13 protein-coding genes are annotated in these 12,873 nt (G+C 53.6%); all 13 read right to left on the minus strand.

The window, feature by feature from the left end:
• Positions 1-14: 14 nt before the first annotated feature.
• Positions 15-215: a helix-turn-helix transcriptional regulator gene (locus tag OQ371_RS00990; RefSeq protein ID WP_265991764.1), complete on the minus strand. Its 201-nt coding sequence runs from the start codon at positions 213-215 to the stop codon at positions 15-17.
• Positions 212-721 (minus strand): hypothetical protein, encoded by a 510-nt coding sequence (locus OQ371_RS00995; protein ID WP_265991765.1) that lies wholly within the window; start codon positions 719-721, stop codon positions 212-214. The genes OQ371_RS00990 and OQ371_RS00995 overlap by 4 nt, the downstream gene beginning before the upstream one ends.
• 80 nt (positions 722-801) lie before the next feature.
• On the minus strand, positions 802-1,539 hold the full coding sequence (locus OQ371_RS01000; RefSeq protein ID WP_265991766.1) for a (Fe-S)-binding protein: 738 nt from the start codon (positions 1,537-1,539) through the stop codon (positions 802-804).
• 76 nt (positions 1,540-1,615) lie between these two features.
• A complete protein-coding gene (locus OQ371_RS01005; RefSeq protein ID WP_265991768.1) occupies positions 1,616-2,389 on the minus strand; it encodes an endonuclease/exonuclease/phosphatase family protein in 774 nt (257 codons plus the stop codon).
• A gap of 75 nt (positions 2,390-2,464) precedes the next feature.
• Positions 2,465-2,791: an L-rhamnose mutarotase gene (locus OQ371_RS01010; RefSeq protein WP_265991770.1), complete on the minus strand. Its 327-nt coding sequence runs from the start codon at positions 2,789-2,791 to the stop codon at positions 2,465-2,467.
• A 65-nt stretch (positions 2,792-2,856) separates the two neighbouring features.
• Positions 2,857-4,149: an L-fucose:H+ symporter permease gene (gene fucP / locus OQ371_RS01015; RefSeq protein WP_265991772.1), complete on the minus strand. Its 1,293-nt coding sequence runs from the start codon at positions 4,147-4,149 to the stop codon at positions 2,857-2,859.
• A gap of 48 nt (positions 4,150-4,197) precedes the next feature.
• Positions 4,198-4,980 (minus strand): L-fucose dehydrogenase, encoded by a 783-nt coding sequence (locus OQ371_RS01020; protein ID WP_265991773.1) that lies wholly within the window; start codon positions 4,978-4,980, stop codon positions 4,198-4,200.
• A 30-nt stretch (positions 4,981-5,010) separates the two neighbouring features.
• The gene (locus OQ371_RS01025; RefSeq protein ID WP_265991774.1) at positions 5,011-5,835 is read right to left on the minus strand and encodes an amidohydrolase family protein; all 825 of its coding nucleotides are present in this window, start codon (positions 5,833-5,835) and stop codon (positions 5,011-5,013) included.
• 194 nt (positions 5,836-6,029) lie between these two features.
• A complete protein-coding gene (locus tag OQ371_RS01030) occupies positions 6,030-6,266 on the minus strand; it encodes a four helix bundle protein (protein ID WP_265991775.1) in 237 nt (78 codons plus the stop codon).
• Positions 6,267-6,306: 40 nt separating this feature from the next.
• Positions 6,307-7,161 carry a fumarylacetoacetate hydrolase family protein gene (locus tag OQ371_RS01035; protein WP_265991776.1) on the minus strand — a complete coding sequence of 285 codons (855 nt, stop codon included), beginning with the start codon at positions 7,159-7,161 and terminating at the stop codon, positions 6,307-6,309.
• Positions 7,162-7,278: 117 nt separating this feature from the next.
• Positions 7,279-9,732 carry an alpha/beta hydrolase family protein gene (locus OQ371_RS01040; RefSeq protein WP_265991777.1) on the minus strand — a complete coding sequence of 818 codons (2,454 nt, stop codon included), beginning with the start codon at positions 9,730-9,732 and terminating at the stop codon, positions 7,279-7,281.
• A 50-nt stretch (positions 9,733-9,782) separates the two neighbouring features.
• Positions 9,783-11,222, minus strand: a complete 1,440-nt coding sequence (locus tag OQ371_RS01045) for an alpha-L-fucosidase (protein WP_265991778.1) — start codon at positions 11,220-11,222, stop codon at positions 9,783-9,785.
• Between the two features lie 334 nt (positions 11,223-11,556).
• Entirely contained in the window at positions 11,557-12,873 is a 1,317-nt protein-coding gene (locus tag OQ371_RS01050; protein ID WP_265991779.1) for a vanadium-dependent haloperoxidase, read from the minus strand.

A 12,873-nucleotide genomic window follows, 5' to 3' on the forward strand; every position in this document is an offset into this window, starting at 1 on the left:
ACTTTTTGGTTCGTTCAATCCATTTCTTCCAATTGAAACAACTCCTCGACGGGTTTTTCAAATACCTGGGCCAGTTTCAGGGCCAGAATGGTAGAAGGAACGTAACGGCCCGTTTCAATGGAATTGATCGTCTGCCGGCTGACCCCAATCCGCTCAGCCAGATCCGCCTGCGACAAATCCCGCTCGGCCCGTCCTATCTTAATCCGGTTTTTCATAATGCCATCAACACGGTTCGTTCATTTCGGCGAATGGCCAGGCGGAACCGGATAATGAACATGAGCAAAACCGTAAACATATTGTAAATCATCACTTCCAGAAACAACCCGCCGTGAACCAAAACGATCAGCGCACCGAGCACGATGTAATTGACATAAACTGCCCACTGCAAAGATTCCAGCCGCAACCGGCTAATCATTTCATCTTCCACTTTCTCTTTCGAAAAAGCGACAAACAACAAACCAACGATAACGCCAAGAGCGGCCAATTCATCGGTAAAATTAATTGCATTATAACTGTTCGTCAGGAAATTGCCTCCACCGGCAAGTCCCCAGACAAATTTACTGACAAAGCCAGCATCCGGCGTTGGTGCTTTCCAGGAGAAGCCCAGCCATTCCGGACTGAACTCAGCGTAGCGGTTCACAACGCCTAAGATTGCCGACGGAACAAATAATAACCAGCCAATCAGCCGGTAACGATGCGGAAATAACCAATGTGTTTTCATAGAGATGTAGTGTTTAGTTGACCAAATGTAAAACAAGCTTTACAAAAAGTCAAACAAACTACACCAATATTTTATAACAACTAGTCCTGGTTCAGGATTTCGGCGATGTGCATAACTTTTACCGGTAACTTCTGCCGCCGGACGATGCCTTCCAGGTGCATCAGGCACGACATATCACCCCCCGTCAGCACCTCCGCCCCGTTCCGAACGTGATCTTCCACCCGGTCGACGCCCATCCGGGCCGAGACGGCTTCTTCAAAGACGCAGAACGTTCCGCCGAACCCGCAGCATTCGTCCTTCCGGTCCAGGTTAATCAGCTCCAGTTCATCGACCATGTGCAGCAGTTTTTCCGGTTTGGAAAACGGAGCCGCTACCAGTTCTGACATCTGCGAGAGGTGCAACCCGCGCTGTCCGTGGCAACTCTGGTGCAAACCGACCTTGTGCGGAAACCGCGCGGGCAGTTGCTCTACTTTCAGCACGTCCGTCAGAAACTCCGTCAATTCGTAAACATGGTTTCGAATCTGGGTGGCATCGGCTTCGCGTTTGTCCGAATGCAGGTGGTGCTTGATGTGCAACGTACAGCTCCCTGACGGACAGACGATTGCATCGTAATTGTTTCCAAAATTTTCGACAAACAGTTCGTTGCAGTCGTGGGCCATGCTTTCAAATCCCGAATTGGCCATCGGCTGTCCGCAACACGTCTGGTTGAGCGGATACGTAACCGTACATCCCAGTTTTTCCAACAATTGCAGTGTCGCAATCCCAACTTTCGGGTAAAACTGGTCTACGTAGCACGGCAAAAAAAGCGCAACTTTCATGGGTAGTGAGTCTTTACAGGGACCTTTCGGGCAGCCGTAACGGTTTCTACCCGATCACAACCAACCTCAACGCCCTTCATTTTTTAGGGTTTCGGAAACGATATGTTGCCAACACCGGCAAATGATCCGAATATTTCGGCACATTCAGCACCCGGTATCGAATCAGTTGCAATTCGCTTTGCTTCAGGCTCAGAATATAATCAATCCGCGCCCCGGTACCGACCAGCGTGGGCGTCTGCGAGTCCTTCCCCGCATCGATCCAGCGGTCCATCAGCTTTTCCATCTCCGGATCATCCGGGTCGGTATTGAAATCACCGCACCAAATTACTGGTTGGATGCTGTTTTCCAGCGACTTATCAACGGCGGCCAACTGCACATCCCGGTTCAGGGGCGATTTGTCGTCGAGCTGTGAATTGCAAAACCGGATTGTCTTCTCGTTTGGCAATTCCACATACGCGCACAACAACGCCCGGGGCTCAGTTTTGTCCGGATTGGGCAACATTGCTTTCTGACTGGCAATGATAGGATACTTTGATAATATAGCTATCCCGTACTTACCTCCTTGAAAATCGATGGTTTTCCCATAAAGTGGGTACATGGACGTCAGCCGGGACAACTGGTTGAGGTGGTCGAATCTGCGGCTGCGGGTAGTGGTGCTGTCAACTTCCTGCAAAGCGACCAGATCCGGGCTATACTCCCGGATTAACCGCCCGATCTGTACAATGGTATTTTGCTCCCTTTCGTTGGCACCGTGGTGGATGTTGTACGTTAAAACCGTAATCGTCGATTGAGCAATTGCTTCCCGAAAAAAGACACAAAAAACCGCAACGAGCAATAGACAAATTCGCATGGATTGGTCAGGTTGGTTCCCGCCAAAAATACGCACAAATCCTGTTTCCGGCAGCCGTTGGTGCCCGGCAGGTTATTAAAGCCGGAAAATGTTATCCAAAAGGAGCCATTTTTCGCCCGGTTTGGCCATCGGCAGTGCCTGCTGATAGGTCCACATGAGGTTCTCCCACTCCTGCACGTTGGGGTTGCTGGCGTCCATTTCAGCCTTCCGTTCGAAGGAAAAGGTTTCGTTGGTTTCCATGATCATGAACAGCCGGTTGCCGATGCGGTAAATTTCCATTTCCGTGATGCCCGCCGACCGGATGCTTTCCTCAATTTCGGGCCGGAGCTTCTCGTGGTACTTCTCGTATTCGGCAATCTTCACCGGATCATCCACGAGATCAAGAGCAAAACAGTAACGCATGAGGAGTGATGAGTTTAGAATGTAGAATTAAGAGTTAAAAAGTAGAAAAGACGAGTTCATTAACGCTAACTCTTCACTAGTAACTCATCACTTTCCACTTTATAGCCTTTCCAGCCGTAGTAAGCGACAACCAGAAAACAGAGCAGCGGGATAATGTAGGCAATTTTGATGTTGCTCTGGTCGGAGATGTACCCCATCAGAACCGGAAACAACGCGCCCCCGGCGATGGCCATCACCAGCAACGACGAACCGAGTTCGGTATCTTCTTCCAGCCGGGTGATCCCCAGCGAGAAGATGGTGGCAAACATAATCGACTCGAAAAACGGCACGGCAAAAATGGCCCAGACCGCAACCTGCGACTGCATAGTCATGGCAACCGCCAGCAACCCGGCACTGATCAGCGAATAGATCGTCAGCAAGCGGTTGGCGGCAATAAATCGCGACAGATACGTGCCGATAAATCGGCCAATGAGGAAGCCCAGCATGGCCCAGCCCAGCCACTCGGCGGCCGTTTTTTCGGGCACATCGCTGGAAAATTTGGCAAACCGGATAAAGAAGCTGGTGACGCAGACCTGGGCACCCACGTAGAAAAACTGCGCGATGACCCCCCAGCGCAGATGACGGTGCCGCCACACCGAACCGAGGGTTGAGGGCGCTTTTTTCTCGCTTTCGCTGATGTCCGGCAGTTTGGTAAACATAAACAGGGCCGCCACCGCTACCACGACGACCCCAATGATGATATACGGCAATTTGACCTGATCGGCTTCGTATTGCAGGTAGCTATTTAGTTGCTCCGGCGACATGGCAGCCAGTTCGGCGTCGGAGTGTTCGATCCCACTCAGGATGACGCGTCCGCCCACTACCGGGGCCAGAAACGCGCCCAGCCCGTTGAACGACTGGCTGAAGTTCAACCGGGTTGTTGCCGTGGCCGGATCGCCCAGAATGGTTACGTACGGATTGGCGGCTGTTTCCAGAAACGCACAACCCGACGCGATGATGAACAACGCCCCCAGGAAAAACCCGTACATCCGGGTGTCGGCAGCCGGTACAAACAGGAACGCGCCCGCTGCGTACATGACCAGACCGGCAATGATTCCCCGCTGGTACCCGTACTTTTTCATGACATAACCCGCCGGAAGCGCCATCAGAAAATACCCCAGATAAACCGCCGAGTCGATCAGTGCCGACTGCAAATCCGTCAGCTGGCAGGCTTTTTTGAGGTGCGGAATCAGAATAGGCTCCAGGTTATGAACAAAGGCCCACAGAAAGAACAGGCTCGTCACCAGCGCAAACGCCATGGTGTAATTACGCGTCGAACCGGTGGTCTTGGCCGGGGCAGAGGAAGGTACGGTTGCCATGAGGGGTTAGGTAGTTAAGAATAAATTTATTCGCCCAATTGCGGTTGGCTACGTCAGAGCCCGGTCCAGGTGCACGTAACCGCCATCGACGTAAATCAGTTGACCGGTGGTGTGACTCGATTTATCGGAGAGTAGAAAAACCACCATGTTGGCAATTTCCTCGGGCGTAGTCATCCGTTTCTCCAGCGGTATTTTAGAGACGATGCTGTCCAGCTTGGCCTTCGGATCTTCGAAGGTGTTGATCCAGTTTTCGTACAAAGGCGTCCACGACTCGGAAACCACCACCGCATTGACCCGGATGCTGTACGGCAGCAATTCCACGGCCCATTCGCGCGTGAGGGCATTCCGGCCGCCGTTGGCTGCGGCATAGGCGGAGGTGTTCCCCTGCCCGGTTTCGGCGGTTTTGGATGTAATGTTCACAATGGCGCCCTTGGATTGTTTGAGAGCGGGCAGGGCGTGGTGCGCCATCAGGTAATAATGAACCATATTTTTGTGCAGCGACTGCATAAACCGCTCATAATCGCCTTTTTCCAGCCCAACCCCGTCGTTAACGCCCGCGTTGTTGACCAAACCGTCGATCCGGCCGAAGCGGGCCAGCGTTTGCTCTACGGCTTTTTTGCATTCGTCGGGCTGGGTCAGCTCGGCCACAATCTGAAAGGCCTGCGCCCCGATCGCCGTGAGCGCTTCAATGGCCCGCTGGTTATCGGCTTCGTTGCGCCCCACAATCACCGGAATGGCTCCCTCGGCGGCCAGCACGGTCGAAATTCCCTCGCCAATGCCTTTGGCTCCGCCGGTTACGATAATGACTTTTTCGGTCAGGTTCAGGTTCATAAATGTATTGTTGGGCGATCAGCCCGTAAACTATAAGTTGTAAAATTTGACGGCATTGTCGCCAAACACCTTCTGCCGCGCGGTTTCGCCCCACGGCTTTACGTATTCTTCCACAATGCTCTTCATGGCATCGTATTCCGCAGCCACCAGGCACACTGGCCAGTCGGAGCCAAAAACCAGCCGGTCGGGGCCGAAATGTTCGAACACCACATCCAGATAGGGCCGGAAATCGTCCGGTTGCCAGCGTTGCCAGTCGGCTTCCGTGACCATGCCCGACACCTTGCAGTACACGTTCGGACTTTTGGCAATTTCGCCCATGTAATTCGACCACGTGTTTACCTTCTGATCCTTGATATGCGGTTTGGCAATGTGATCAACGATAAACTTCACTTCCGGAACCGTGCGCACCAGATGCAGGGCGGCTTTCAACTGGTTGGGATAGATCAGGATATCGTACGTAAAATCAAAAGCCGCCAGTTGCCGCACCCCGCGGATAAATTCCGGCTGCATCATGAAGTCTTCCGGCTCGGCCTGCACCACGTGCCGGAACCCTTTCAACTCCTCGTACTGCGAGAAATATTCCAGCCGGTCGTAGAGCTTGTCGGAGCGCAGATCGACCCAGCCGACCACGCCCTTGATAAAACCGTACGCTTCGGCCAGTTGCAGCAAAAACGTCGTTTCAGCTTCCGACTGATCGGCCTGCACGGCCACACAGCCGTCGATGCCGTTCTGCTGCAAAACCGGTTCCAGATCGGCGGGCAGAAAGTCCCGCCGAATCCGTTGCATATCTTCCGTAATCCAGCTATCCCGTTCCGGGTCGTAAAACCAGAAATGCTGGTGGGCGTCGATGGTCATATTGGGAATTAAAAGTTAAAAATTAAAAGTCAAAACCGGACCGCTCGTGTGGTTAAAAGTGGCATTCAAATAGATGGTTTTTGAGCGCTAATTTGAATGGCGGCTAAGATGCGAAACAGTTCTTCACAATCGTTCAACATCGAAGTTGCCATTTGTTCGGTCAGGTAGTTGGTAGCCTGCAATAAGCGAAGCCATTAACGGGTTTCACGGGCCTCTTTGTAAGAAATCACTACTTTAGCCGCAAACTCTTTCCGTGAGTAACCGCCAGTTGCTTCTTCCAGATTAGCACCAATCGAAGTACCGCTTTTCAACAGTTGCTCCGCCATCTTAACCGGAACCTTATTCTCAACCAACCCTTTATACAGATTTACAGTACGAACCGCAAAAGCGAACGCCTTTTTCTGAACAACGCTCTCTTTCGAGTTTGCCATACTGTCAACAGCACTACTTTTAATTTTTAACTGTTCATTTTTAACTGTACGAAACGGCGGTTTGCTTTTGCGTGCCGAGGCCCTCGATACCGAGTTCCACAACGTCGCCGGGTTGGAGGAACCGCTGCGGTTTGAGGCCCATGCCCACCCCAGAGGGCGTACCGGTAGAGATCACGTCGCCGGGAAGCAGCGTCATGAACTGGCTGATGTAACTCACCAGCGTCGGCACGTCGAAAATCATGTCGTCGGTGTTGGAATCCTGCAAGCTTTCGCCATTCAGACGTAGCCAGAGGCCCAGTTTGTTCGGGTTCGGCACCTCGTCTTTGGTGACCATAAACGGCCCGAGCGGTGCGAAGGTGTCGGCGCTTTTGCCTTTCACCCATTGCCCCCCGCGTTCCAGCTGGAAAGCCCGTTCGCTGTAGTCGTTGTGAACGGCATACCCCGCGATGTAGTCGAAAGCTTCTTCCTTGGAAACGTACGTAGCTTTTTTACCGATGATAATCGCCAGTTCAACTTCCCAGTCCGTTTTTTCCGACTTTTTCGGAATCACGACGTTATCATCGGGACCGACCAAAGCCGTGGTTGATTTGAAAAACAGAATCGGCTCGGTGGGAACGGCCGCGTTGGTTTCGGCGGCATGTTTGGCGTAGTTCAGGCCCACGCAGACAATCTTGGAAGGCCGTTTGATGCATGACGCCCGGCGGACATTACCCGCGACGCTGGGGCAACTCGACTCGTTGGTTTTCAACCACTCAGCCAGTTTTTCCAGGCCGTTGTTGGTAAAGAAATCTTCATCGTAATCCTGCCCGAAAGCCGATACATCCAGACTGGCGCCCGAAGGCAGCATAACACCGGGGCGCTCATTGTCCGGTGAGCCAAAGCGAAATAGTTTCATTGCGGAGGGTCTACTTTTTTTAGCGTAAAGAGAAAAATAGGCGGTATATAACCTTGGCGGCAAAAATAAAGTGTCGGCGGCAGATCGCAACAGCCGCCGACCATCTTAATTCTTAACTTACTGCCCAACGGCCTCCTGGTTTTCCAGTTTCCAGTCATTGTTAAAGAAACCGGCTTTCCGCACACCCTTGATCCCGTCTTTTACCATGTCCAGCCCAAAAATCATGTAATCCGGGAAACCGCTTCCGCCCGCAAAATACTGGTTGGCATCGGCGGCTTTCATACCCGCCAGGCCCGTTCCGGTTACAACCGCTACCGAAGCGGTTTCGCTGTCCGAACGCGGCCACGCGAAATAGGCACTCACGTCCTCGCCCGCATACCGCTCGGTTCCAACCGTCAGTTGCCCCCGGCTTACCTGGATGGGGCAGTTGGCCAGCAAACCGTTCCAGGCCCGGTTGGTGGTGGCGTTGCCGTAAATGACCACGCCCCGGTCGGCGTACTGCGCCGGACTGAACGCTTTGTCGGGAACAATATCAACCGCGCCGTTGCCCCGGTAATACCAGGTTTCGGCGTCGTAGCGGGCTTTGTTGTAGGCCCATTCGTTTTCCGCTGGCGTACCCGCCGTTCCGTACACAAAGACCATCCGGTGTTTGAATGGCTCTTTGAACGTGCCGTTGCGGTGCGCTCCTTTCTGCGTCAGCGCGGGTTTGGTGGCGATTTCCCAGTGCCCATTTTTCGCCAAATACAGCCGTTCGTCCGCACTTTTGACGGCATAACTCACGGTGTTCAGGCTATCCAGCGTGATCTTGACGGTTTCGCCCGGAGCAAAGTCGGCCAGATTCAGCGACAGCAACTGGATGTTCTCGGTTGTTCCCGTAATCGTTTTCGCCTTCTTATCCCGCTTCAACTGAACGCGGCTGTATTCCAGCGGGTGCTGCTGCTGCTCGACAGACACCCAGCGCATGGTAGACGAAATACCGGGGTTGGCCGTGGTGAAGTCGATGGCGTTAACAGCACTGTCGGCGGCAATTTTATGCCATTTGAAGTAATCAAAAATCGGGTCCCAGTCGACACTTTCGTTGCCGTACCAGTGCGAGCCGCCCGGGTATTCGTAGTGCGTAAAATCAGGATGAAACGTGCCCAGCAGCTTCCGCATCTGGCGGGCATATTCGACCGAAACCGTGCGGTCGGCGTCGCCGTGCAGGATGTACACGCCCAGCGGTTTGTAGTTGGAAGCCAGTCTGATCACGTTGCTGGGGTTGCTGGAACGCAGCAGCATTTTCTCCAACGCCGTTCCGCCCTCTTCCGGAATTTTACCGTCGTGCGAACCGTAGCCCGCCAGGGTCGGGTAGCCGGCACAGGGAGCAATGGCGGCCCAATTGCCGGGGAAGGTCGCGCCCAAATACCAGGTTCCGTGTCCACCCATCGAGTGGCCGGTCAGGTAGATGCGCTGCGAATCGGGGTTAAACTGCTTTTTCCCCAGGCCGAACACCTCCAGCGCATCCAGCCGGCCCCAATCTTCCCAGTTGAAACCCCGGGGCCGCCGGTTGGTGGGCGTCACCACCACCCCCCACTCTTTCGGTTGGTAGGCCCGCGCCTGCCCGATGGCTTCAACCCCGGCGCCGTGTACCGACAGAAACAAGGCGGGGGCCTGCCCGTCCGGTTTGCGCTGCGGAGCCACGCCGAAATACTGCACACTGCCGTCGATGTTGCTGATGAACGTCTGGCTGTAGTGTTCGCCCGGTCCGGCTACGCTCAGGGTCAGCTCTTTTTCGTCAACGGCTTTGCTGCCCTGCAACAAACTAACCAGGACTTTCGCGTCTTTTCCCGAAACGCCCGACGCATCCATCCGAAAACCCACCTTGCGGGTGGTCATGGCCGGAACGGAGGGCAGTTCCGAAACAAGTTCCTTCCCCGCCAGACGGCTTCTCATTTTCAGGCCGGTCAGCGCCTTGTTCGTCGTGTTGACAAGAACCACCGCGCCCCAGATCGGTTCATCCTTTTTTTCCAAAACCACACTGGGCAAGGTGGGATCTTCGGTATTGAGCGCTACGGGCTTTTCCGGGAAAATCAGTTTGGCCGTCAGGCCCTGGTACCGGGAAAATTGTGAGGTTCGGAGGTAAATCTCATTAACGCCCTTTTTTAGTGAGACCGGAATGTACAGATAGCCCAGCGCGTACGGATCACCGGCATGGGGCGCTCCGTTGACGTACGCCATGTTCTGGCCGGTTGCGTGCAGCAAAGCCGTCTGATCGCGGTCGGCGGTATAAGTCAGGTACAAATAACCGTTGTTAAACGACCGGCCCCGAAATTTGCCCTGCTGATCGGGCGTAACGACCTGCCAGCGCAGTGAATCGGTGCTGGTAGTCGTGAGTCCCTGCCCGGCCGTCGGCTTTGGCAAATTGCCCCGGTATAGGTGGTAGGCCAACTGATCGGTATACAGAGCCTCGCGGCCGTACTGGTGGCACGGCCCAACGGCCAGCCCCTGAGTGAAATGATGGACACGCTGCGCCCGAACGTTTAATGCAGTAAGAATAAACGAGAACGCGGTAAGAAGAATACGGATTTTCATCGAAAGATAGATGGAATAATGAGTTGGGTAAAAACGCTTTCAGCCAGCCATTAACCCATTTTAAAAACCCAAACCGGTTGCCCGGCCAATTGCTGCCGAAGTTTTTCCGGGATGCTGATTTCAATACCGTTCCCGGCTTTCTTCCACTTCAGGGGTTGCTTTGCCCCCAAAATCGTTAGCGTAGCTTTGGCCTTGGACGGCGCAAGGGGTAGCGTAACTGTTGCGGGCAGGGCGGTTTCGGTTTCCGTGGGCAGGTAGGAAGCGTACGAAGCTTTTCCGTTGGTCGTAAAGGCCCACTGGTCCTGGCGGTAGGGAGCCAGCGGTTTGGTACCGTAGATCGATTCGCCGTTTATTTGCATCCAGGCGCCGATTTCCTTCAGCCGGGTGTACGCTTCTTCGTGCCATTCGCCGTCGGGACCGGGCGCGATGTTCAGCAGCATGTTACCGTTTTTGGCGACAATATCCACCAGCATCTGCACCAGTTTGCGCGTCGGTTTGAAGTTTTCTTTCGGAATGTATGACCAGCTGTTGCCCATTGTCAGGCAGCTTTCCCACGGAATCGGCATGTAATGATCCGGAATCTGCTGCTCGGGCGTCGCGTAGTTTTCAAATTCACCCGCCACCGTCCGGTCTACCACGAGCAAACCCGGTTGTTTCTGCCGCCCCATTCCGGCAATCCGCGCCATGTCGATGTCCTGGCTGTACGGAATGGTCCGTTGCCAGCTCACCGTCGAGTCAATCGTGCTGGCCGGGCGCACCCAGCCGCCGTCCAGCCACAGGATATCGACCTTGCCGTAGTCAGTCATCAACTCCTGAATCTGGTTGTAGGTGAAGTCCTGATATTTCTTCCAGAGTTCGGGGTATTTTTTCGGATCATAGCTTACGTTACGGTCTTTCGGCGGGAAATACGGCCACCAGTACGAGTCAACGTTCCAGTCGGGTTTTGAAAAATACGTACCGACCATAAAGCCCTGATTCCGGAACGCGCCGAGAATTTCCTTGGTCACGTTGCTGCGCGGGTTGGACGAAAACGGCGATTTACTGCTCGTAATTTTGTAATCGGTCTGCTTTGAATCGAACATACAGAACCCGTCGTGGTGCTTGGTCGTAAAGATCATGTACTTCATCCCGGCGGCTTTGGCGGCTTCGGCCCAGCGTTCGGGGTTAAAGCGCGTCGGGTTGAAGGTGGTCTGCAGGTTTTCGTAGGCTTTTTTGTAGCCGTACCAATCGCTGGCGTACGGTCCGCGACGCACCGTCCAGCCTTCATCTTCCGGGCACAGCGACCAGGATTCGACCACGCCCCACTGGCTGTAGGTACCCCAGTGCATCAACAAACCAAACTTGATATCCTGCCACTGATCGAGCTTTTGCTTCACCAGACTGTCTTTCGGCCACTCGTACTTCGAGTGATTTTGTTCCGAATGTTGCTGCGCAAAAACTGGGGTTGATAGAAGGGCAGCCAGGCCCAGACTAAGTAAGGTAGACTTCATTGTGAAACGGTTGTATCCGTTGGATTTGGATTATGGTTGTACTCAATTAAATGCGATTTTGTCCCAAATTGCCGATTTCGATCAGCGACTCCCCTATTGAATCCTTAACTTCTGGATAAAATACCGGCCAATTCGCCGGCCCTGATCCATGCCATTTTCGATGGAATCCCGGAAGTGAATACCGCCGTAAAGTTGAAGACGGTCTTTTTCCATTAGTCTCATTCAATGGTGACATTTCCTTTCCGTTGCGTCCTTTGCAGGAAGAAAAAACACATTCAGAAACAGCCTATGCTCGGATAATTGCATCCTACTAGCCTCGTCTGGTTTAGAAAAATCATTGATTTGCTTTAACGCCCGCCCGTTTTATTTTGTCAACTACAAATGTCCCGATGGCTTTGCCCTGCTGCTGGCCGCTCTCAATGGCGTCCCGGAAGTGAATGCCCCCGTAGAGCCGGGAAATGGCCGCTTCCTCAGCCGCCTGCCGGAAGGACTTGAAGTCACGAGTCGGCAACTCGAACAAGACTTCGGTATCGTCCGTAAACGCAAAATTGTCGCCAATCAGGTAGGTGAGCACTTCGGCGACGGCCGTCGAGATGACACTGTGCCCGCTGGTATATTCCGGAAAAGGGGGCGTCTGCAGCAACGGTTGCCAGCGCGCGTCGATGTAGCGGTTAATGACCGTTTCGGGCCGAATGCGGTTGCTCCGGTATTTTTCGTCCCAGCAACTGATGAACGCGTCCATCAGCGTTGCCGCGACCAGCGTATGCACCAGCACGGCTTTATCGAAGCTCGTTTTGGCTTTTTTGGTTGCAATGCTGGTGATATTCATCCAGTGGCCACCCGGACTGATCTTTTTGAAACCGATTGACATGTGGCCGGACGTGTTGATTGCGAATGGGTTGCAATCCCAGTACGACGCGATGAATCGTTTTTTTTCATCCAGGCTTTTGCCTTCCGTATAAACTTCGTACGCCAACTTGTAGAAGGCACTCGTAGAGTCTTTGCTGAACGCAACGGCAGGCTGCGGTATAAACTGGTTGCAGGTATCAATAAGCATCGGGCGGATTGTACGCCAGTGGGGCTCGATGGCTTCGATGTAACCGGGCGGGGTTGGAAACCAGTATCCATCGCCCTTCGTGGGTCGGTAGCGCAGCCGGGTACTCAGTTTGAGGTAATTATCAGAAGCCGCAAAAGCCACTACTTCTCTGGCCACTTTCTGCGCCAGAACCCTCGATTGCTCGATGACGTTGGCATCATAGCCTTCTTTTCTCAGCGTTTCGAGCAGTTTTTTTTCGTCTTCCTCCAGCATGTACCCCGACGGCAGCATGAGCCGGCCCGTTTCAAGCATGCACAATAGAGCCGCAATCTGGTGGTTGTAGGATGTCGGCGTTTCGATCCGGAGTTTGGGGAAGTGGCTTAAAAAAGACGTTGACTGCGGAATCGACGTATTTTGCGTCGCCACGATTTCGTAAGCGCCCAACAAACAATACGTATAGAACCGACTGGCGGCTGGCGGATTGGCTACGTCATGAATCATGACCATCGTCAGCGAAAAAACCGTCGGTTGCAGATGACGCCCCAGATCCGGTTTGGCTTTCTGCGCCGATGCCGTATGAAAAATAAACAAACTGATTAGTAGGCAATACCGCAT

Source organism: Larkinella insperata, from assembly GCF_026248825.1.
In the GTDB taxonomy this organism is placed as follows: Bacteria; Bacteroidota; Bacteroidia; order Cytophagales; family Spirosomataceae; genus Larkinella; species Larkinella insperata.

Bases quoted from the DNA above. Each gene is read 5' to 3' on its own strand.
- OQ371_RS00995 (WP_265991765.1), bottom strand. From the start codon at position 721: ATGAAAACACATTGGTTATTTCCGCATCGTTACCGGCTGATTGGCTGG.
- OQ371_RS00990 (WP_265991764.1), bottom strand. From the start codon at position 215: ATGAAAAACCGGATTAAGATAGGACGGGCCGAGCGGGATTTGTCGCAG.
- fucP (WP_265991772.1), bottom strand. From the start codon at position 4,149: ATGGCAACCGTACCTTCCTCTGCCCCGGCCAAGACCACCGGTTCGACG.
- OQ371_RS01030 (WP_265991775.1), bottom strand. From the start codon at position 6,266: ATGGCAAACTCGAAAGAGAGCGTTGTTCAGAAAAAGGCGTTCGCTTTT.
- OQ371_RS01000 (WP_265991766.1), bottom strand. From the start codon at position 1,539: ATGAAAGTTGCGCTTTTTTTGCCGTGCTACGTAGACCAGTTTTACCCG.
- OQ371_RS01005 (WP_265991768.1), bottom strand. From the start codon at position 2,389: ATGCGAATTTGTCTATTGCTCGTTGCGGTTTTTTGTGTCTTTTTTCGG.
- OQ371_RS01040 (WP_265991777.1), bottom strand. From the start codon at position 9,732: ATGAAAATCCGTATTCTTCTTACCGCGTTCTCGTTTATTCTTACTGCA.
- OQ371_RS01035 (WP_265991776.1), bottom strand. From the start codon at position 7,161: ATGAAACTATTTCGCTTTGGCTCACCGGACAATGAGCGCCCCGGTGTT.
- OQ371_RS01025 (WP_265991774.1), bottom strand. From the start codon at position 5,835: ATGACCATCGACGCCCACCAGCATTTCTGGTTTTACGACCCGGAACGG.
- OQ371_RS01050 (WP_265991779.1), bottom strand. From the start codon at position 12,873: ATGCGGTATTGCCTACTAATCAGTTTGTTTATTTTTCATACGGCATCG.
- OQ371_RS01045 (WP_265991778.1), bottom strand. From the start codon at position 11,222: ATGAAGTCTACCTTACTTAGTCTGGGCCTGGCTGCCCTTCTATCAACC.
- OQ371_RS01010 (WP_265991770.1), bottom strand. From the start codon at position 2,791: ATGCGTTACTGTTTTGCTCTTGATCTCGTGGATGATCCGGTGAAGATT.
- OQ371_RS01020 (WP_265991773.1), bottom strand. From the start codon at position 4,980: ATGAACCTGAACCTGACCGAAAAAGTCATTATCGTAACCGGCGGAGCC.